This window comes from Halomonas beimenensis, from assembly GCF_002549795.1.
Taxonomy (GTDB): domain Bacteria; phylum Pseudomonadota; class Gammaproteobacteria; order Pseudomonadales; family Halomonadaceae; genus Halomonas; species Halomonas beimenensis.
The window spans coordinates 2,157,505-2,178,075 of sequence record NZ_CP021435.1 but is presented as its reverse complement, the minus strand read 5'-3'; the positions used below and the strand labels follow the sequence as shown (position 1 = coordinate 2,178,075).

Annotated in this window: 21 protein-coding genes; 20 read left to right on the top strand and 1 reads right to left on the bottom strand. The window is 68.6% G+C overall.

Annotation, left to right across the window (positions count from 1 at the left end):
* The first annotated feature begins 55 nt into the window (after positions 1 to 55).
* From BEI_RS10300 to BEI_RS10220, 17 genes are all read left to right on the top strand, one after another.
* Entirely contained in the window at positions 56 to 1,042 is a 987-nt protein-coding gene (locus BEI_RS10300; RefSeq protein ID WP_097789442.1) for a Bug family tripartite tricarboxylate transporter substrate binding protein, read from the top strand.
* Positions 1,042 to 1,494 (top strand): tripartite tricarboxylate transporter TctB family protein, encoded by a 453-nt coding sequence (locus tag BEI_RS10295; protein ID WP_097789441.1) that lies wholly within the window; start codon positions 1,042 to 1,044, stop codon positions 1,492 to 1,494. Before BEI_RS10300 ends, BEI_RS10295 begins: the two co-directional genes overlap by 1 nt.
* A complete protein-coding gene (locus tag BEI_RS10290) occupies positions 1,494 to 3,020 on the top strand; it encodes a tripartite tricarboxylate transporter permease (protein WP_097789440.1) in 1,527 nt (508 codons plus the stop codon). Before BEI_RS10295 ends, BEI_RS10290 begins: the two co-directional genes overlap by 1 nt.
* A gap of 322 nt (positions 3,021 to 3,342) precedes the next feature.
* Entirely contained in the window at positions 3,343 to 4,662 is a 1,320-nt protein-coding gene (gene urtA, locus BEI_RS10285) for an urea ABC transporter substrate-binding protein (protein ID WP_097789439.1), read from the top strand.
* 68 nt (positions 4,663 to 4,730) lie between these two features.
* On the top strand, positions 4,731 to 6,335 hold the full coding sequence (urtB, locus tag BEI_RS10280) for an urea ABC transporter permease subunit UrtB (protein ID WP_097789438.1): 1,605 nt from the start codon (positions 4,731 to 4,733) through the stop codon (positions 6,333 to 6,335).
* Between the two features lie 3 nt (positions 6,336 to 6,338).
* The gene (gene urtC / locus BEI_RS10275) at positions 6,339 to 7,481 is read left to right on the top strand and encodes an urea ABC transporter permease subunit UrtC (protein WP_097789437.1); all 1,143 of its coding nucleotides are present in this window, start codon (positions 6,339 to 6,341) and stop codon (positions 7,479 to 7,481) included.
* Entirely contained in the window at positions 7,478 to 8,308 is an 831-nt protein-coding gene (urtD, locus tag BEI_RS10270) for an urea ABC transporter ATP-binding protein UrtD (protein WP_097789436.1), read from the top strand. The genes urtC and urtD overlap by 4 nt, the downstream gene beginning before the upstream one ends.
* The gene (gene urtE / locus BEI_RS10265; RefSeq protein WP_097789435.1) at positions 8,308 to 9,006 is read left to right on the top strand and encodes an urea ABC transporter ATP-binding subunit UrtE; all 699 of its coding nucleotides are present in this window, start codon (positions 8,308 to 8,310) and stop codon (positions 9,004 to 9,006) included. The genes urtD and urtE overlap by 1 nt, the downstream gene beginning before the upstream one ends.
* Positions 9,007 to 9,270: 264 nt before the next feature.
* Entirely contained in the window at positions 9,271 to 10,176 is a 906-nt protein-coding gene (locus BEI_RS10260; RefSeq protein ID WP_097789434.1) for an urease accessory protein UreD, read from the top strand.
* A 135-nt stretch (positions 10,177 to 10,311) separates the two neighbouring features.
* Positions 10,312 to 10,614, top strand: coding sequence for an urease subunit gamma (gene ureA / locus BEI_RS10255; RefSeq protein ID WP_097789433.1), 303 nt, complete (start codon positions 10,312 to 10,314; stop codon positions 10,612 to 10,614).
* Between the two features lie 91 nt (positions 10,615 to 10,705).
* Positions 10,706 to 11,035 carry an urease subunit beta gene (locus tag BEI_RS10250; RefSeq protein ID WP_097789432.1) on the top strand — a complete coding sequence of 110 codons (330 nt, stop codon included), beginning with the start codon at positions 10,706 to 10,708 and terminating at the stop codon, positions 11,033 to 11,035.
* Positions 11,032 to 12,747, top strand: coding sequence for an urease subunit alpha (ureC, locus tag BEI_RS10245; RefSeq protein WP_097789431.1), 1,716 nt, complete (start codon positions 11,032 to 11,034; stop codon positions 12,745 to 12,747). The genes BEI_RS10250 and ureC overlap by 4 nt, the downstream gene beginning before the upstream one ends.
* 147 nt (positions 12,748 to 12,894) lie before the next feature.
* Entirely contained in the window at positions 12,895 to 13,401 is a 507-nt protein-coding gene (gene ureE / locus BEI_RS10240) for an urease accessory protein UreE (RefSeq protein ID WP_097789430.1), read from the top strand.
* The gene (locus tag BEI_RS10235; protein ID WP_227644440.1) at positions 13,391 to 14,071 is read left to right on the top strand and encodes an urease accessory protein UreF; all 681 of its coding nucleotides are present in this window, start codon (positions 13,391 to 13,393) and stop codon (positions 14,069 to 14,071) included. The genes ureE and BEI_RS10235 overlap by 11 nt, the downstream gene beginning before the upstream one ends.
* Positions 14,072 to 14,321: 250 nt before the next feature.
* Positions 14,322 to 15,011 (top strand): urease accessory protein UreG, encoded by a 690-nt coding sequence (gene ureG, locus BEI_RS10230; RefSeq protein ID WP_227644439.1) that lies wholly within the window; start codon positions 14,322 to 14,324, stop codon positions 15,009 to 15,011.
* Between the two features lie 50 nt (positions 15,012 to 15,061).
* Positions 15,062 to 15,277 (top strand): hypothetical protein, encoded by a 216-nt coding sequence (locus tag BEI_RS10225; protein WP_097789428.1) that lies wholly within the window; start codon positions 15,062 to 15,064, stop codon positions 15,275 to 15,277.
* Positions 15,278 to 15,403: 126 nt separating this feature from the next.
* Complete coding sequence (locus tag BEI_RS10220) at positions 15,404 to 16,828, top strand: phospholipase D family protein (RefSeq protein WP_097791051.1); 1,425 nt, start codon at positions 15,404 to 15,406, stop codon at positions 16,826 to 16,828.
* A gap of 49 nt (positions 16,829 to 16,877) precedes the next feature.
* Here BEI_RS10220 and BEI_RS10215 read toward each other — a convergent pair whose 3' ends face one another.
* Positions 16,878 to 17,798 (bottom strand): YihY/virulence factor BrkB family protein, encoded by a 921-nt coding sequence (locus BEI_RS10215; RefSeq protein WP_097791050.1) that lies wholly within the window; start codon positions 17,796 to 17,798, stop codon positions 16,878 to 16,880.
* Between the two features lie 184 nt (positions 17,799 to 17,982).
* Here BEI_RS10215 and BEI_RS19150 point away from each other — a divergent pair, with 184 nt between their 5' ends.
* The 3 genes from BEI_RS19150 (at position 17,983) to dcd (ending at position 20,495) form a co-directional block, all read left to right on the top strand.
* Entirely contained in the window at positions 17,983 to 18,903 is a 921-nt protein-coding gene (locus tag BEI_RS19150; protein WP_097789427.1) for a coiled-coil domain-containing protein, read from the top strand.
* A 118-nt stretch (positions 18,904 to 19,021) separates the two neighbouring features.
* The gene (gene apbC / locus BEI_RS10205; protein WP_193765205.1) at positions 19,022 to 19,825 is read left to right on the top strand and encodes an iron-sulfur cluster carrier protein ApbC; all 804 of its coding nucleotides are present in this window, start codon (positions 19,022 to 19,024) and stop codon (positions 19,823 to 19,825) included.
* 103 nt (positions 19,826 to 19,928) lie between these two features.
* Complete coding sequence (gene dcd, locus BEI_RS10200) at positions 19,929 to 20,495, top strand: dCTP deaminase (protein ID WP_097789425.1); 567 nt, start codon at positions 19,929 to 19,931, stop codon at positions 20,493 to 20,495.
* The last annotated feature ends 76 nt before the right edge of the window (positions 20,496 to 20,571 follow it).

The following is a 20,571-nucleotide window of genomic DNA, read 5'->3' as shown; positions in this document are numbered from 1 at the left end:
CCGTCAGCGTTCGACAAGTCCAACGTTTCGTTCCATCGACCAGGGGACCACAACAATGTCCAAGAGCACGCCACTCAAGCTGATCGCCGTCGCCGCCTTCACCGTCTCCGCCGGCTCCGCCCAGGCCTTCGAGCCGGAGGGCAAGGTCGAGTGCATCGCCCCCGCCGACCCGGGCGGCGGCTGGGACTTCACCTGCCGCAGCGTGGGCAACGTCCTGGAAGCCCTGGACCTGGTCCCGGGCAGCGTCCAGACCATCAACATGGCCGGGGCCGGCGGCGGCGTGGCCTACGCCCATACCGTGAGCAAGCGCGCCGGGGACGACCAGCTGCTGGTCGCGGCCTCCACCGCCACCACCACCCGCCTGGCCCAGGGCCAGTTCCCGGGCATGACCGCCGACATGGTCAACTGGATCGGTGCCCTGGGGGCCGATTACGGGGTCATCGCCGTGGCCGACGACGCCGAGTACGACGACCTGCCCGAGCTGATGGACGCGCTGAAGGAAGACCCGCGCAGCGTCAAGTTCGCCGGCGGCAGTGCCAAGGGAGGCTGGGACCATCTCAAGGTGCTGATCGCCGCCCAGGAGGCCGGGGTCGAGAACCTGCCGCGCATCCCCTACCTGTCGTACAACAACGGCGGCGAGGCCATGACCCAGGTGGTCGGCGGCCACGTGGATGCCTTCACCGGGGACATCACCGAGGCTCAGGGCTTCCTGGAGTCCGGCGATCTGCGCGTGCTGGCGGTGCTGTCCGAGGAGCGCCTGCCCGGCGAGTTCAGCGATATCCCCACCGCCCGCGAGCAGGGCATCGACGCCATCGGGCCCAACTGGCGCGGCTTCTACATGCCGGCGGACATCTCCGAGGACGCCAAGCAGTACTGGATCGAGGCCATGGACACCCTCTACGCGAGCCAGGAGTGGAAGGACGTCATGACCAACAACGGCCTGATGCCCTTCCACATGAGCGCAGGTGAGTTCGAGTCCTTCGTCACCGACCAGATCGCCGACATCGAACAACTCTCGAAAGACATCGGGTTGATCCAGTGATGACCTTCAACGACCGCATCTTCGGGATCCTGCTGATCGTCCTGGCCGTCGCGTACGGCTGGGGCGCTACCCAGTTCCCGGAACCGTTCGGGGGGGCCGAAGGCGTCGGCCCCGATACCTTTCCCCTGCTGCTGGCCGGGGTGCTGGCGCTGTCGAGCCTCTACCTGATCGTGCGGCCCGACCCCGATAACGCCTGGCCGTGGAGCCGCACCGGGGTGGAGCTGATCATCGCCGTGGTGGTGCTGATCGTCTACACGGCGTTGCTTCAGCCGCTTGGCTTCATCCTCAGCACCCTGCTGGCGGTGGGCACCCTGTGCTGGCGCATGGGGGCCTCGCCGCTCAAGGCCTACGCCACCGGCGGGGTCGCGGGCGTGGTGGTCTTCCTGATCTTCAACTTCGCCCTCGATCTCGCCCTGCCGCTGGGCCTGCTGTCCTTCCTGGAGGTGAACTGATGGAAACCCTGGGTTACCTGATCGATGGCTTCGGCGTGGCCCTGGCCCCGCACAACCTGATGTTCGCCCTGCTGGGGGCCTTCCTGGGCACCCTGATCGGGGCCCTGCCGGGGCTCGGTCCGGCCAACGGCGTGGCCATCCTGATCCCGCTGGCCTTCACCCTGGGCCTCGCCCCGGAGACCGCGCTGATCATGCTCACCGCCGTCTATGCGGGCGCCATGTACGGCGGGCGCATCTCCTCGATCCTGCTCAACATCCCCGGCGACGAGCCGGCGATGATGACCTGCCTGGACGGCTACCCCATGGCCCGGCAGGGCAAGGCCGCCGAGGCCCTGGCGATCTCCGCCGTGGCCTCCTTCATGGGCAGCCTGATCGCCACCGTGGGGCTGATCCTGCTGGCCCCGATCCTGGCTGACTTCGCCCTGACCTTCGGCCCGGCCGAGTACTTCGCGCTCTTCCTGCTGGCCTTCGCCACCCTCGGCGGGATCACCGGCAAGAATCCCATGAAGACGGTGGTGGCGGCCTGCCTGGGTCTGATGATCGCCACCATGGGCATCGACAACACCGGCGTGCAGCGCTACACCTTCGGCGTGCTGGAGCTCTACGAGGGGGTGGACTTCATCATCGCCATCGTCGGCCTGTTCGCCATCTCCGAGCTGCTGTTCTTCATCGAGGAGAAGGCCGGCGGCGGCAAGGAGAAGATGACCGTCAACAAGCTGACCCTGCGCTGGGCCGACATCCGGGCCATCATGCCCTCGAGCATCCGTGGCGGCATCCTGGGCTTCATCGCGGGCGTGCTTCCCGGGCCCGGGGCGTCGCTGGGCAGCTTCATCGGCTACACCCTCGAGAAGAAGGTGGTGGGCAGCAAGGGCCACTTCGGCGAGGGGGACCCGCGCGGCGTGGCCGGCCCCGAGGCCGGCAACAACGGCGCCTCCAGCGGCGCCCTGGTGCCGATGCTGACCCTCGGCGTGCCGGGCAGCGGCACCACCGCGGTGCTGCTGGCGCTGCTGATCTCGCTCAACATCACGCCGGGGCCGCTGATGTTCACCCAGAACGCCGACATCGTCTGGGGCGTGATCGCCGCGCTGCTGATCGGCAACTTCCTGCTGCTGGTGCTGAACATCCCGCTGGTGGGCATCTTCGTCAAGCTGCTCTCCGTGCCGCCGATGTACCTGCTGCCGATCGTGACCATGATCGCCTTCGTCGGCATCTACTCGATCAGCAATACCACCTTCGATCTCTACTTCATGGTGGCCTTCGGCGTCGCCGGGTACCTCTTCCGCAAGCTGGAGATCCCGCTGGTGCCGATCATCCTCGGCCTGCTGCTGGGGCCGGAGATGGAGAAGAACCTCCGCCACGCCCTGGACATCTCCGACGGCGACTGGACGATCCTCTGGGACAGCGGCCTGGCCATCGGCCTCTGGGTCTTCGCCGGCCTGGGCCTGATCCTGCCTTACATCGTCGGCCCGCTGCTGCGTCGGCGCATGCAGCTCCAGACCGGTACCGGAGGTCCCGAGGGCGACTGAATCCGGCACGATCATTCTCACGCCAGATGAGGGGGCGTCGGCACGGGCCGGCGCCCCTTCTTTCGTTCCGCCCCCTCTGTGTCGGGACGGGCGCGTACGGCGAGCACCGACATGGGGCGAGCCGGCGCGGGACCTGCCCACCCTTGGGGCAGGGCATGGAGGGGGATGGGCGGGGAGTGCGCGCCAGTTGACTGAAATATCAAAGATAAATGGAGAGAATGCGTTTCTGGCGTGCCTCTTGCATTAGATTTGCGGCAGAAGTGGAGTACCCGATGCGCATCCCCGCCCCGGATACCAACGACCCGAATCGCAAGGAGATACCATGAGCCCGAATTCGCCCGCCGTGCCCAAGCGTCTGTTCGCCGCCACCCTGCTCAGCCTCGCCGTGTCGGCCCCGGCCGTGGCCCAGGAGGATCCCATCAAGGTCGGCATCCTGCATTCGCTGTCCGGTACCATGGCCATCAGCGAGTCGACCCTCAAGGACACCATGCTGATGCTGATCGAGCGGCAGAACGAGCAGGGCGGCCTGCTCGGCCGCGAGCTCGAGCCGGTGGTGGTCGACCCGGCCTCCGACTGGCCGCTGTTCGCCGAGAAGGCTCGCCAGCTGCTGGCCCAGGACGAGGTCGACGTGATCTTCGGCAACTGGACCTCGGTGTCGCGCAAGTCGGTGCTTCCGGTGGTCGAGGAGCTCGACGGCCTGCTGTTCTATCCGGTGCAGTACGAGGGTGAGGAGTCCTCGGAGAACGTCTTCTACACCGGGGCGGCGCCCAACCAGCAGGCGATCCCCGCCGTGGACTACCTGATGAACGAGGTGGGCGTGGAGCGCTGGGTGCTGGCCGGCACCGACTACGTCTATCCGCGCACGACCAACAAGATCCTCGAGGCCTACCTCAAGGACCACGGCGTCGCCGACGACGACATCATGGTCAACTACACCCCCTTCGGGCATGCCGACTGGCAGAACATCGTCTCCGACATCAAGGACTTCGGCAGCCAGGGCAAGAAGACCGCGGTGGTCTCGACCATCAACGGCGACGCCAACGTGCCGTTCTATCGCGAGCTGGGCAACCAGGGCATCGACGCCGCCGACATTCCGGTGGTGGCCTTCTCGGTGGGGGAGCAGGAGCTCTCCGGTATCGATACCGCGCCGCTGGTCGGCCACCTGGCGGCCTGGAACTACTTCATGAGCGTCGACACCGATACCAACTATGACTTCATCGACGACTGGATCGATTACACCGGCGACGAGATGGCGGTCACCAACGATCCCATGGAAGCCCACTACATCGGCTTCAACATGTGGACCGAGGCCGTGCGCAAGGCCGGTACCACGGAGGTCGACGCGGTGAAGGACGCCATCATCGGCGTGTCCGTGCCCAACCTCACCGGTGGCTACGCCACCATGATGCCCAACCACCACATCACCAAGCCGGTACTGATCGGCGAGATCCAGGACAACGGCCAGTTCTCCATCGTCTGGGAGACCCCGTCCACCGTGGCCGGCGATGCCTGGTCCGACTACCTGCCCGGCTCGCGTGACCTGATCAGCGACTGGCGCGCGCCGATGCGCTGCGGCAACTACAACGTCGTCGAGGGAAGCTGCGGCGGCGGCGCCGACGCCGAGGTGGCCTCGGCCGAATAAGCCGCTCCCCGGGTCGCGGTCGCGGCCCGGGCCTTCTTTCACCCTTCCCCTACTGACAGGACATGGTCATGAGGACGATTCGCTCCCTCGTGCAGGGATTGCTGTGCCTCGTCGTCATCGGGTTCGCGGCCCCGGCTGCCTTGGCCGGGGCCGACGACGAGGGCCGGACGCTGCTCGAGGCCCTCGACACCGATTCCTATGCCGCCAAGGGCGAGGCCGTCACGGCCATCGCCGAGAGCGGCCATCCGCGGAGCCGCGACTGGCTCGAGGCGCTGCTGGACGGCAAGCTGCAGCGTCAGGAGGACACCGGGCGCTTCGTGGTGGTGCTCGCCAATCGCGGCCGCCACTGGCCGGTCCGCGATGCACTGAGCGACGAGGAACTCGGCGAGATGTCGCGACGCGACCTCGATCGCATCGGCATCAACAATGCGCTGCGCGGCCGGCTGCAGAACACCCTGGCGCTGCTGGACCTGCGTACCCCGGACGTCACGGCGCGTCGCGAGGCGGCCCGGGACCTGCTCGGCGAGGTCAGCCCGGCGATGGTCGAGCCGCTGACCGCCCTGGTGGAGGGCGAGGCCGATGACGAGGTGCGCCGGTTGCTGACCCAGGCCATCGCCATCCAGCGCCTGGCGCAGGGCGACGTCGGGGCGGTGGAGGCGCTGTCCGGCAGCCTCAATGCGTCCGTGCGCTCGGCGCTCAGCGCCGCCGCCCGCAGCGACGACGCGGCGCTGGCCGAGGCCGCCCGCGAGGCCCTGGCCGGCATCGAGCAGAAGCTCGAGCTCAACGGCGGCCTCGAGACGCTGTATTTCGGCCTGTCGCTCGGCTCGGTGTTGGTGCTGGCGGCGATCGGCCTGGCCATCACCTTCGGCGTGATGGGCGTGATCAACATGGCTCACGGCGAGCTGATCATGCTCGGCGCCTACACCACCTGGGGCATGCAGCAGCTGCTGCCGGGTCAGCCGGGGCTGGCGCTGCTGCTGTCGATTCCCGCGGGCTTCCTGGTCGCGGCGCTGGCCGGCATCGTCATCGAGCGCGGCGTCATCCAGTTCCTCAAGGGGCGCCCGCTGGAGACCCTGCTGGCGACCTTCGGCGTCAGCCTGATCCTTCAGCAGCTGGTGCGCACCCTGATCTCGCCGCTCAACCGCACGGTGGTCTCGCCGGAGTGGATGAGCGGCTCGCTGATGATCAACGAGGGCCTCTCGCTGACCCTCAATCGGCTCTATGTCCTGGGCTTCGCGCTGCTGGTGTTCGCCGGGCTGATGCTGGTGATGCGTCGCACCCGGCTGGGCCTGGAGGTGCGCGCCGTGACCCAGAATCGCGCCATGGCGAGGTCGATGGGCATCCGCGCGAACCGGGTCGACATCCTGACCTTCGCGCTGGGCTCCGGCGTGGCCGGCCTCGCCGGCGTGGCGCTGTCCCAGCTCACCAACGTGGGGCCCAACCTCGGCCAGAACTACATCATCGATTCGTTCATGGTGGTGGTGTTCGGCGGCGTGGGAAACCTGTGGGGCACCCTGGTGGCCGGGCTGTCGCTGGGCGTCATCAACCAGGTGCTCGAGCCCTGGGCCGGCGCGGTGCTGGCCAAGATCCTGGTGCTCGTGTTCATCATCCTGTTCATCCAGAAACGCCCCCGTGGACTCTTTCCGCAGAAGGGCCGGGCGGCGGAGGGCTGATCCATGCTGGCTTCGAGATCCTGGCTGTCGCGGCCGTTCCGCGAGCGCTCGACGCAGATCTTCCTCGGCGTGTTGCTGGCCGCGCTGGCGGTCGTGACGCTGCTCAACCTGGTCGTGCCGGCGGGGCATCCGCTGCACGTTTCGACCTATACCGTGACCCTGCTCGGCAAGTACCTGAGCTTCGCGCTGCTGGCCGTGGCGCTGGACCTGGTGTGGGGCTATCTCGGCATCCTGAGCCTCGGCCATGGCGCCTTCTTCGCCCTGGGCGGCTACGCCATGGGCATGTACCTGATGCGCCAGATCGGGGATCGCGGGGTGTACGGGGACCCCGTATTACCGGACTTCATGGTGTTCCTCGACTGGGATCGCCTGCCCTGGTACTGGCACGGCTTCGACATGGCCTGGTTCGCCTTCCTGATGGTGCTGCTGGCGCCGGGGATCCTGGCGCTGGTGTTCGGCTTCCTGGCGTTCCGCTCGCGGGTCACCGGGGTGTACCTGTCGATCATCACCCAGGCGCTGACCTTCGCGCTGATGCTGGCCTTCTTCCGCAACGAGATGGGCTTCGGCGGCAACAACGGCCTGACCGACTTCAAGGAGCTGCTCGGCTTCGACCTGCGCGGCGATGCCACGCGGCTGGGACTGTTCCTGGCCTCCGGGGTTGCGCTGGCGCTGGGCTACGTGCTGTGCCGGGCCATCGTCGCCAGCAAGCTGGGGCGGGTCAGCGTGGCCTGCCGCGACGCCGAGGCGCGCACGCGCTTCCTCGGCTATCGCGTCGAGCGCGTGCAGCTGTTCGTGTTCGTGGTCTCGGCGATGCTCGCCGGGGTGGCCGGCGCCCTGTACGTGCCACAGGTCGGCATCATCAACCCCGGCGAGTTCTCGCCCATCTTCTCCATCGAGGTGGTGCTGTGGGTGGCCCTGGGCGGTCGCGGCACCCTCTACGGCGCGGTGATCGGGGCACTCGTGGTCAACTACGCCAAGACGGTGTTTACCGGCGTGATGCCGGAGGCCTGGCTGTTCGCCCTCGGCGGGCTCTTCGTGGTGGTCACGGTGCTGCTGCCGAAGGGCGTGGCCGGCCTGCTGGAGACGCTGCGTCGCCGTCGCGACGGCGAGGCGACCGAGACATCCGCGCAAGGAGCGAACTCATGAACCTGCTCAGGGAGATGGCCAATCGCGATCGCGTCTTCGACTTCATGGCGCCGGCGCGCTCGCCGGTAGACGTGCGCCACGGCCCCATCCTTTACCTGGAAGATGTCAGCGTCAGCTTCGACGGCTTCCGCGCCATCGACAACCTGAACCTGACCATCGACGACGGTGAGCTGCGCTGCATCATCGGCCCCAACGGGGCCGGCAAGACCACCATGATGGACATCATCACCGGCAAGACCCGGCCCGATCACGGTTCGGTGTGGTTCGGCAGTCGCCACGACCTGCTGACCATGAACGAGCCCGAGATCGCGAGCCTCGGTATCGGCCGCAAGTTCCAGAAGCCGACCACCTTCGAGGCCTTGTCGGTGTTCGAGAACCTCGAGCTCGCCATGGCCGCCGACAAGCGCCTCTGGCCGACGCTGACCGCCCGGCTCTCCGGCGAGGCGCGGGAACGCATCGACGAGGTACTGGTCACCATCGGCCTGGCCGAGCACCGCGACCGGCTCGCCGGCATCCTCTCCCATGGCCAGAAGCAGTGGCTGGAGATCGGCATGCTGCTGATGCAGCGCCCGCGGCTACTGCTGGTCGACGAGCCGGTGGCGGGGATGACCGAACAGGAAATGGAACGCACCGCCGAGCTGCTCACCGGCCTGGCCGGCCGGCAGTCGGTGGTGGTGGTCGAACACGACATGGGCTTCGTACGCTCGATCGCGCGCACCGTGACCGTGCTGCACCAGGGCAGCGTGCTGGCCGAGGGCAGCATGGATCAGGTGTCGAGCGATCCGAAGGTGGTCGAAGTCTATCTGGGCACGGAGGAGGACGCCTGATGCTGAGCATTCGCGCACTCGATCAGTACTACGGCGAGAGCCACACCCTGTGGGGCGTCGACCTCGAGGTGCCGGCCGGCCAGTGCACCTGCGTGATGGGCCGCAACGGGGTGGGCAAGAGCACCCTGATGAAGGCGGTGATGGGCGAGGTCGCGGTAGCCTCGGGCCTCATCCGCTACGCCGATGACGTGGAGCTGACGAAGAAACGTGTGGAGGATCGTTCGCGGCTGGGCATCGGCTACGTGCCCCAGGGGCGCCAGATCTTCCCGCTGCTGACCGTCGAGGAAAACCTGCGTACCGGTCTGGCGGCGCGAGGCGACGGCGTGCGACGGATTCCCGAGCGTATCTTCGAGCTGTTCCCGGTGCTCGACGAGATGCGTCATCGGCGCGGCGGCGACCTGTCCGGCGGCCAGCAGCAGCAGCTGGCCATCGGTCGCGCCCTGGTGCTGGAGCCCAGGCTGCTGATTCTCGACGAGCCGGGGGAGGGCATCCAGCCCAATATCGTCGCCCAGATCGGTGAGGTGATCCGGCGGCTGATCCGCGAGGACGGCCTGTCCGTGCTGCTGGTCGAGCAGAAGCTGCCCTTCGCCCGCAAGTACGCCGACCGCTTCGCGATCATGGATCGTGGCCGCCCGGTCGCCGAGGGGACCATCGACGAGCTCGACGACGGTCTCATCAAGACCCATCTGACCGTCTGAGTCGGGCGGCCGCTTCGGCGCGCACTCGGGGCGTCGGCGACGAGGGGCGCCATGCGTCATCCTGGTGCGAGAGACATGTCGTCGATCGATATTGGTGCGCAAGCAAGGCGCAGCACGAGCCTCAGTGGTGCAATGATGCGATTGTCTACCGGGTTGTGTACAAGTCAAGTCATTGTACGAAAACGATATTTTGGAACAATTGCCAGTTTGGTACGTGACTTGCTGGGGAACCGGTAACCGCCACCGGACCCACAGGACCCGTCGATGACCGCCATCCCGCCTGCCCTACCGTCGCCCACCGAGTCGGGCCACCGCTTCGACGACGAGCGTCGCTGGGCGGCGAAGCTGGCACTGGACTTCGATGCTCGCGCCGACGGCCGTACCCGGTTGCTCAAGGCTCGCCATCGGGGCCCGCTGCGGGTCCAGCGTCCCTTCTACCCGGAGGTCCCCGACCAGGCGGGTCGTTCCGGCGCCTGCCATGTCTATCTGCTGCACCCGCCCGGGGGGCTGGTCAGCGGCGACGAGCTCGCCATCGAGGCCACGCTGTTATCCGGCGCTCATGCCCTGCTCACCACGCCGGCGGCCAACAAGCTCTATCGCGCCGACAGCCGAGGCGTGCGCTGGCATCAGCGCACCCGGCTCTGCGTGGCCGAGGACGCGCTGCTGGAATGGCTGCCCCAGGAGACGATCGCCTTCGATGGCTCTCGGGGCAGCCAGGTCACCGACATCGAGCTCACCGGCAACGCCCGCTGCCTGGGCTGGGAGGTGCTGGTGCTGGGCCGATTGGCGAGCGAGCTGCCCTATGTGTCGGGGGCCATCGAGCAGCGCTTTCGCCTGACCCGCGACGGCCACCCGCTCTGGTGGGAGCGTCAGGTGCTCGACCCGACCCATCGCCGCTTCCGTGGCGCCTGGGGGCAGGGCGGGACCGGCGTCCAGGCGACGCTCTGGGCGGTGGGGCTCGACGACGAAGCCGGTGCGATCGAGGCCCTGCGCGAGGCGTTGCCGGCGAGCCGCGAGTGGGCGGTGACGGCGCGTCAGGGGGTGCTGCTGCTGCGCTACCTGGGGCACGAGCGCAACGTCGCCTGGTCGCTCTGCCAGCGGGCCTGGGAGGTGCTGCGACCCCGGCTGGCGGGGCGCGAGGCCTGTGTGCCACGGATCTGGAGGACCTGACGAGGCTTCGCCTCGGCTGCGAGCGACGCGCTACGGGCATCGAGCACCATCTTGTCGAAGCTCGAAGCTCGAAGCTCGAAGCTCGAAGCTCGAAGCTCGAAGCCCGAACCAACTCATGATGAGGGAGCCGCCGACATGGAACTGACCCCGAGAGACAAGGACAAGCTGCTGCTGTTCACCGCCGGCCTGCTGGCCGAGCGGCGCCGCGATCGCGGCCTGAAGCTGAACTATCCGGAGGCGGTGGCGCTGATCAGCTGCCACGTCCTCGAAGGTGCCCGGGACGGGCGCAGCGTGGCCGAGCTGATGGGGGAGGGCCGCGAGATCCTCGGCCGCGACGACGTCATGGAGGGGGTGGCCGAGATGGTCGATCAGGTGCAGGTCGAGGCGACCTTTCCCGATGGGACCAAGCTGGTCACGATCCACGACCCGATTGTGTGAACTGGAAAGGGGGAGGTGTAGGGAGCGAGGGCGATGGAGACGCCTCACCACCAACCCCTGACCTCTCACGGCGACTGCAAGGAGCCACGACATGATACCCGGTGAATATCGGCTTCAGGACGGCGAGATCGCGCTCTGCGAGGGGCGCACGCGGATCACCCTCGAGGTGGCCAATACCGGCGATAGGCCGGTCCAGGTCGGCTCCCATTATCACTTCGCCGAGGCCAACCCGGCGCTGGTCTTCGACCGGGCCCAGGCCCGCGGCCGGCGCCTGGACGTGGCCGCGGGCACGGCGATCCGCTTCGAGCCCGGGCAGGCTCGGGAGGTCACGCTGATCCCCTTCGCCGGCTGTCGGCACGTCTTCGGCTTCCGCGGCGAGGTGATGGGGGCCCTGGACGGCGATTCAGGAGAGACGTCATGAGCGCTTGCAACACGATTGGCCGGCAGGCCTATGCCGAAATGTATGGCCCCACGGTGGGCGACCGGGTGCGCCTCGGCGACACCGAGCTTTGGATCGAGGTCGAGCATGACGCCACCCACTACGGCGACGAGGTGAAGTTCGGCGGCGGCAAGGTGATCCGTGACGGCATGGGCCAGAGCCAGCGCCATGACGACGCGGTCATGGATACCGTCATCACCAACGCCCTGATCCTCGACTGGTGGGGCATCGTCAAGGCCGACGTGGGGCTTCGGGGCGGGCGCATCGCCGCCATCGGCAAGGCCGGCAACCCCGATACCCAGCCCGACGTGCAACTCGTCGTCGGCCCCGGCACCGAGGTGATCGCCGGTGAAGGCAAGATCCTCACCGCCGGCCACATCGACGCCCATATCCACTTCATCTGCCCCCAACAGGTAGAGGAAGCGCTGGCCAGCGGCGTGACCACCATGCTCGGCGGTGGAACGGGCCCCGCCACGGGGTCGAATGCCACCACCTGCACCCCCGGCGCCTGGCACCTCGGCAAGATGCTGCAGGCCATCGACACCCTGCCGATGAACATCGGCCTGCTCGGCAAGGGCAACGCCAGCCTGCCGGAGGCCCTGGAGGCCCAGCTCATGGCCGGGGCCATGGGCCTCAAGCTGCACGAGGACTGGGGCACCACGCCGGCGTCCATCGACAACTGCCTGAGCGTGGCCGAGCGCTACGACGTTCAGATCGCCATTCATACCGACACCCTCAACGAGTCGGGCTTCGTCGAGGACACCCTGGCCGCGTTCAAGGAACGCGCCATCCACACCTATCACACCGAGGGGGCCGGGGGTGGCCACGCGCCGGACATCCTCACCGCCTGCGCCAAGCCCTACGTGCTGCCGTCGTCGACCAATCCGACCCGGCCCTACACGGTGAACACCATCGACGAGCATCTCGACATGCTGATGGTCTGCCATCACCTCGATCCCAACATCCCCGAGGACGTGGCCTTCGCCGACTCGCGTATCCGGCGCGAGACCATCGCCGCCGAGGACATCCTCCACGACCTGGGGGTGATCTCGATGATCGCCTCGGACTCCCAGGCCATGGGACGAGTCGGCGAGGTGATCTGCCGCACCTGGCAGACCGCCCACAAGATGAAGCTGCAGCGCGGCCTGCTGCCCGAGGACGAAGCGCTCGGCGCCGACAACTTCCGCGCCAGGCGCTACATCGCCAAGACCACCATCAACCCGGCCATCACCCACGGCATCGGCCACGAGGTGGGCTCGGTGGAGGTTGGCAAGCTGGCCGACCTGGTGCTCTGGGACCCGGCCTGCTTCGGCGTCAAGCCGGCGCTGATCCTCAAGGGCGGCATGATCGCCGCCGCGCCGATGGGCGATCCCAACGCCTCGATCCCCACCCCGCAGCCGGTGCACTACCGGCCGATGTTCGGCGCCTTCGGCCGGGCGCCGAGCGCCACGCGGGTGACCTTCGTCAGCCAGGCGGCGCTGGAGGCGGGCATTGGGGAGCGGCTGGGCCTGCAGAGCCAACTGGTGGCGTGTCATGACGTTCGCGGGGTCCGCAAGGGCGATATGAAGCTTAACGACGCCTGTCCCGAGCTCAGCGTGGACCCGCAGACCTACGAGGTGCGCTGCGACGGCGAGCTGCTGAGCTGCGAGCCCCTGGCCGAGCTGCCCCTGGCCCAGCGCTATCACTTATTCTGAGCTGCAAGCTGCAAGCTGCAAGCTGCAAGCTGCAAGCTGCAAGCTGGAAGAGGGCAGAGGGAAGAGGTGAGGGGTAAGGGGTTAGGAGTGAGGCGTTGGAAGTCACCCCAAACCCCTCACACCTCACCCGGACTCGAGGAAATTGCCATGTGGAAACTGATCGAACGCCTGGGGCCGATCGCGGCGAGCGCCGGCGCGGGCAGCCTGACCCTCGACTACGCGACCCGCACCCGAGGGCGCTTCAAGGCCACCTCCGATGGCGGCCGCGAGCTCGGGATCTTCCTCGACCGCGGGCCGGTACTGCGCCATGGCGACGGGCTGGCCGGCGAGGCCGGCCAGACGATCCGCGTCCAGGCCGCGGCGGAGCCGGTGGTCACCGCGCGCCTCGAGGCGGGCCTGCCGCTGGCGCGGCTGAGCTATCACCTGGGCAACCGCCACGTGCAACTGGCGATCGGCGTCGACGCCGATGGCCTCGGCTGGGTGCGCTTCCCGCCGGATCACGTGCTGGAGGAACTGGCCCGGCGCCTGGGCGCGCGGCTCGAGCATCACGAAGCGCCCTTCGATCCCGAGCCCGGCGCCTATGCCCGGGCCGGGGAGGGCGGCCATCACCACCGTCATCACGATCACCATCACGGTCATGACCATGCCCACTGAGTCGGACGACCTGGCGCTGCTGGGGCTGATGCAGCTGGTCAGCCCGGCGCTGCCGATCGGCGCCTTCGCCTGGTCCCAGGGCCTGGAGAGCGCCTTCGAGCTGGGCTGGGTGCGCGGCGAGGATGATCTAGGCGACTGGCTGGAAGGCGTGCTCGACGACGGCCTGGGGCGCTGCGAACTGCCGGCCCTGGCGCGCCTCATGGCGGCCTGGGCCGTGGACGACCCCGATGCGCTCCGGCACTGGAACGGCTGGCTCGCGGCCACCCGCGAGACCGCCGAGCTGGCCGCCGAGGAGGCGCGCCTCGGCGCCGCCCTGACACGGCTGGTGAAGAGCCTCGAGCTGACGCCCCCGACGCCGTCGCGCCTGGAGGGCATGGGCTACGTCGGTGTCTTCGCCTGGCTGGCCCATGCCCGTGGCGTGGCGCCACGCCAGGCGCTGCTCGGCTTCGCCTGGGCCTGGCTAGAGAACCAGCTCGCCGTGGCCTGCAAGGCGCTGCCGCTCGGCCACACCGCCGCCCAGCGGCTGATCGAGCGCCTGCGCCCGGCGCTTTCGAGCGCGGTGGACGCGGCCCTCGTGCGCGACGACGACGCACTCGGTCCCATGCTGCCCGGCCTGGCGCTGGCCAGCGCCCAGCACGAGACCCAGTACTCGCGGTTGTTCAGGAGCTGATCCATGAGGATGCCAGGCCAGCACGCTGCGCTCACCACGCCACGCGTCCGAAACCCTGACGTCTCTGCCGGTCTCCTGCGGTCGGCAAGACGGCACATCCTTGTGCCGGCTCGCCTCGATCTTCTTCCCTGAAGATCGACCGCGTCGCCTCGGCCGAGTCGACAGCGGCCGCGCAAGGTGGATTCGGCAGCGACTGGCCTCCGGCATTGCAAACTTGATAGAGCCGCCATGGCGGACAAGGAGAGAAATGATGACCCATTGCCTGCGGATCGGCGTCGGCGGCCCGGTGGGCTCCGGCAAGACGGCGCTGCTCAAGCGGCTGTGCCTGGCCCTGCGGGATCACTACGATATCGCCGTGGTCACCAACGACATCTACACTCGCGAGGACGCCGACTTCCTGACCCGCCACGAGGCGCTGCCGGCGGATCGCATCCTCGGCGTCGAGACCGGCGGTTGCCCGCATACCGCCATCCGCGAGGACGCCTCCATGAACCTCGCCGCCATCGACGACCTGCAGGCGAGTCATCCCGGGCTCGAGCTGGTGCTGGTCGAGTCCGGCGGCGACAACCTCTCGGCGACCTTCAGCCCCGAGCTCTCCGACCTGACGCTCTACGTCATCGACGTCTCGGCCGGCGACAAGATCCCCCGCAAGGGCGGCCCCGGTATCACCAAGTCGGACCTGCTGATCATCAACAAGATCGACATCGCCGAGCAGGTGCATGCCTCCCTCGCGGTGATGGAGCGCGATGCCCGCATGATGCGCGGCGAGCGTCCCTTCGTGTTCACCAATCTGCACGACGGCGTCGGCCTGGAGGAGATCATCGCCTTCCTGCTCGATCGCGGCATGCTCCCCGACCGGCGGCCGCCGGAACGCCTGCCGCCGGAACGCCTGCCGCCGGAACGCCGGCCGCCGGAGCACCGGGCCGAGGCGTCCGACTGAACGGGTCCCTCGCCTTGCCTTCCCTTTCCTACCTTCAGGAGACCACACCGATGTCCCGGATCACCGCCGTATTCACGGTTCCCGCACTGACCACGCTGGCCACCCCGGTGCTGGGCCACCCCGGCCATGGCGCGCCCTCGCTGCACCAGCACCCCACCGAGTTCCCCCTGCTGGCCTTGCTGGCCGTCGCCGGCCTGGCCTCCCTGGGCGTGGCCCTGCTGTTGCGGTCCCTGCGTCGACGCGAGCGCACTCGCTCGGGCCACTGAGGGGCCGCCTGCCCGGCTGCACCCCTGTCCCGCTTCGAGGTATGCTTCCGAGAGGCGTCGCCATCACGCGGCGCGTCGTTCGGGCAGGGAGCATCAAGGATGTCGGCGAGACGGGGGAGGATGCCCATGGCGTGGGGGATACTGGTTGCCTTGATCCTGGCCTGGGCGGTCATGGGCGCCTGGCAACGCTACAAGCCTCTCCCCGAGGGCATCGGGTCGGCCCATCCGCTGCGTCCGGCCGGCGAGGTCCGTTTCCTGATCGACGAGACCTGGTACGACGCCGAGGGGCGCAGGCACCGTCGACAGGCGATCTTCGACGAGGTGCTGGCGATGATCGGCCAGGCCCGTCGCCTGGCGGTGGTCGACATGTTCCTGTTCAACGACTTCGCGGGCCAGGCGCGAGGCGCCGAGTTCCGGCCGCTCTCGACCGAGCTCACCGAGGCGCTGATCCGACAGCGGGCCCGCCACCCGGAGCTCCGCGCGGTGGTGATCACCGATCCCTTGAACACCCTCTACGGCGGGCTCCGGCTCGATCACCTGGAACGGCTGCGCGCGGCCGGCGTGGAGGTGGTGCTGACGGACCTCAATCGGCTGCGGGCCTCCAACCCGCTGTGGTCGGGTCTCTGGCACCTGGGCCCCCGCTGGGTGGGCAACAGCGCCTCGGCGGGCTGGCTGCCCAACGCCCTGGGGCCCGGGCGGGTAACCCTGCGCAGCTATCTCGCCATGGCCAACTTCAACGCCAATCACCGCAAGACCCTGGTGGTGGACGAGGGCGACGGCTGGGCCGGCCTGGTGACCTCGGCCAATGCCCACGATGCCAGCAGCCTGCACGGCAACGTGGCGCTGCGCTTCTCGGGGGCGGCCGCGCTCGACCTGCTGGCCTCGGAGCGTGCGGTGGCCGGCTGGTCCGGGGTCTCGCTGCCCGGACCCCGACCGCCGGTGGCCGAGGACGATTTGCCCGGGGCACGCTTGCAGGTGCTCACCGAAGGCGCCATCCGCGATGCCCTGGTGACCGTCGTGGATCGGGCGGGGGAAGGGGATCGAGTCGACGTCGCGGTCTTCTACCTGGCTCATCGCGAGATCGTCGAGGCACTCATCGCCGCCCATCGCCGGGGCGTGACGGTTCGCGTGCTGCTCGACCCCAATCACGAGGCCTTCGGCATCGACAAGGGCGGGATTCCCAACCGTCCGGTGGCCGAGGAGCTGACGACGGCGGGCATCCCGGTTCGGTGGTGCGCGACCCGCGGCGAGCAATGCCACACCAAGCTACTGCTGCGCCATCCCGCCGATGGGGGCGAAGTGGAGATGATTCTCGGCTCGGCCAACTTCACCCGCCGCAACCTCGATGACCTCAACCTCGAGACCAGCGTGCGCCTGGTCGGGCCGCCGACCCTGCCCGCCCTGGCCGAGGCGGACGCCTTCTTCGCCCGTCGCTGGCATTCCACGCCCGAGCGCACCACCAGCCATCCCCATGCCGCGAAGCATGCCATGGGGCGACTGGCGTACTGGCGGTATCGAGTGATGGAGGTCACGGGGCTTTCGACCTTCTAGTCCCCGGCAGCGGGGCATCCGGCGCCTGTCGAGCGCCTCCCTGGACCGTCTAGTCGACATGGGTCACGGCCTCGTGTCGCGGGTCCAGGTACCAGGGCACCCCGAGTCGGGCGTTGCGCTCGAGCTCGGCGATCACCTGGGCGCCGAGCAGCAGGATGACGGCGCCGGCTTCCAGGGTCAGCAGCACGGCGATCAGCGTGGCCAGCGAGCCGTAGACGGCGTTCACGAAGGACAGGTTCTCGAAGTAGAAGACCAGCAGCAGCCGCACCCCCTCCCAGAGCAGCGCGGCCACGAAGCCGCCGACGATGGCCCGCCTCAGGGCCACCCGGACCACCGGCATCACCTTGTAGATGGCGCTGAACAGCAGGAAGACCCCGGCGAAACTGGTCAGGTTGAGGGCGGTCCCGGACAGCCCTGCCAGGGGCAGCTCGCGGCCGAGCATCGCCATCCACAGCGTATTGACGGCGTCGGCGAGGCTGACCAGCAGGGTCAGGCCCATCAGGCCCGCTCCCAGCACCACCATGAACGCATAGGGCATCAGCACCGAGACCCAGAGCGACCGGCCGGCGTGGATGTCCGGGGCATGGAAGATGATGGCCAGTGCGTCCTCGAGCATGCGGAAGGCGAAGGAGCTGAAGACCAGCAGCACGGGAATCCCGAGGATGCCGATGGCGTCCCGGGAATCGAGCAGCGAGCGTACCGCCCCGAGCAATACCTCGGCATGGGCCGGGGCGAGATGGCGTGCCTGGATGGCCAGCACGGCGAGCAGGTGTTGCTCGTCCACCACCCGAGCCAGCAGCACCACCAGCAGGGCGAAGAGCGGCACGATCGAGAGCAGGATGTTGTAGCCCACCCCGCCGGCCAGCAGGATCCCCCGGTTGCGCACGAAGGCGCCGAGGACCCGCCAGGTAAAGTGGAGTGTCCGTCTCGTCTGACGGAAATGGCGGGCGCGAGCCTGAGGTGGAATCATGGGCGTGCCGGTCTGGAGGCTTACCGGCATGATATGCCGCGAACCGCGGGGCTTGCCAATCCAGAGCCGGCCTTCCCGAGAGGACGCTGCCGGACGCCAGATCGGCGGTGACTGATCTATGCTGAAACCGGTGGCCGGCGAAGGCTCGCCGGCAGGCGCATCCGGTGTCGGGAGGAATGAGGCTATGGCCGAGACGACGTTACGCGAGCTGTTTCGGGACAACCGTGTCAGGGCCCTGGCGGGCGTGGCGGTGGTTGCCATCATCTGGGCGCTGGTCGCCCAGTCCAGCGTCAGCTCCAGCAACGAGGCCCGTGTGTCGCTGCAGTCCCGACTGGAGACGGCCATGGCGGAGAACGAGGCCCTGGCGACGCGCCTCGATGAATTGAACGCCGCCGAGACCGAGCTTGCCGACCTGCGCGCGGGGATCGAGTCGTTGGAGTCCCGTCGCCAGGAAGGCCTGGCCCGACTGGAGCGGATCAGCGGTGAGATCGAGGCCGCGGAAACACGGCTCGCGGACACCAGCACCCGGGTGGCGGCGGCGACCGAGGAGGCCGAGACGGCGGAGTCGCGCCTCTCCGAGGCCCGGTCCGCCCTGGCCGAGGTCCAGCAGCAGGCGGCCGAGGCGGAGCAGGCACGGGACGAGGCTCAGGCCGCCCGCCAGGAGGCGGAAGACGGTCGTCAGGCGGCGGAACAGGCCCGTGACCAGGCCCAGGCCGCCCGGGAGCAGGCGGAGCAGGCGCAGCAGGAGGCCGAGAGCCGTCGAGGGGCGGTGGTCGAGGAGTTGACCGGCCTCGAGGCACGGGTCGAGGAGCTCCAGGAACGACTGGCCGGCCTGCGCGAGCAGCAGGCGACGCTGCAGTCCCAGCGCGACGCCGCCCGTGACGAACTTCGCGACACCCAGGCGCAGGTGCAGGCCGGCCGCGAGGAACTGGCCGAACTGGATGCCCGGATCGTCGACCGGCGCCGCCAGCTCGAGCAGCTCGAGCGGGATGTGGCCAGCTGGCGGGAACGCCTGGTGGAGCTCAGCGACGAGGTGGCCGAGCGGGCCGCCGCCACCGAGGCCGAAGCGTCCGCCACCGAGGAGCAGGCGCCGGCCGACCCCTGAGCTCGATCCCCCCTCGGCGTCCCTGTCGCTGTCGGGCAGGGGCGCGGCATTGCATTGTCCGCGGGCCGCCCGGGTATACTGGCGGGCCGTCCCAACCGCAGGTAAGGAGCGAGTCGTGATCGAAGGGGTCAAGCACATCGTCGCCGTGGCGTCCGGCAAGGGCGGGGTGGGCAAGTCCACCGTCGCCGTCAACCTGGCGCTGGCCATGGCCGCCGAGGGCTACCGCGTGGGCATCCTGGATGCCGATATCCATGGCCCCAGCCAGGCCCAGATGCTCGGGGTCGGCGAGGGCGTGCGGCCCGAGGCCGCCGGCGAGAACCGCATGAAGCCGCTGCAGGCTCACGGGCTCCAGGCCATGTCGATGGCCTTCATGGTCGACACCCGTGAGCCCATGGTCTGGCGCGGGCCCATGGTGGCCGGTGCCTTCCAGCAGCTGCTGACCCAGACCGTCTGGGACGACCTCGACGTGCTGTTCATCGACATGCCGCCGGGTACCGGCGACATCCAGCTGACCCTGGCCCAGAAGGTGCCGGTGGACGGCGCGGTGATCGTCACCACGCCCCAGGACATCGCCCTGCTCGATGCCCGCAAGGGCATCGAGATGTTCCGCAAGGTGAACGTGCCGGTACTCGGGGTGGTGGAGAACATGAGCCTTCACGTGTGCTCGAACTGCGGGCACAGCGAGCCGATCTTCGGCGAGGGCGGCGGCGAGCGTATCGCCAGGGAGTACGACACTCGACTGCTCGGTCGGCTTCCGCTGGCGCTCTCCATCCGCGAGCAGGCCGACGGCGGCCGGCCCACCGTGGTCGCCGAGCCGGAAGGCGAGACCACGGCCAGCCTGCGCGCCATGGCCCGCCAGGTGGCCGAGCAGCTCAAGGGCGCGGCGGCGGACGAGGGCCCGGAAATTTCCTTCAGCGACTGAGGCGGACCGCCCGTGGTTCCCGCCCACGGGAAGTGACGCCCTCGCCCGGGGCCGCTATCATGGCGGCCCCTTTGCATTTCCATTTCACCCAGCAGGACGACCCATGAGCATCAAATCCGACCACTGGATCCGCCGCATGGCCGAGCGGGAAGGCATGATCGAGCCCTTCGAGGCCGACCAGGTGCGCTATGTGAACGATCGGCGGGTGATCTCCTACGGGACGTCCAGCTACGGCTACGACGTGCGCTGCGCCGACGAGTTCAAGGTGTTCACCAACATCCACTCCGCCGTGGTGGACCCCAAGGGCTTCGACGACAAGAGCTTCGTCGACGTCAAGGGCGACGTCTGCGTGATCCCGCCCAACTCCTTCGCCCTGGCCCGGACGGTGGAGTACTTCCGTATCCCGCGCAGCGTGCTGACCATCTGTCTCGGCAAGTCCACCTACGCGCGCTGCGGCATCATCGTCAACGTCACGCCGCTGGAGCCGGAGTGGGAGGGGCACGTCACCCTGGAATTCTCCAACACCACCAACCTGCCGGCCAAGATCTACGCCAACGAGGGGGTGGCCCAGATGCTGTTCCTGGAGTCCGACGAGGTCTGCGATATCTCCTACAAGGACCGCGGTGGCAAGTACATGGGGCAGCGGGGCGTGACCCTTCCCCGAACCTGAGAAAGCGTCGATTTGCTGCTGCGCTTGCCATCCTGCGCGCCGGCGGTGCTCGGAATCCTCATGTAGCAGGCTACAC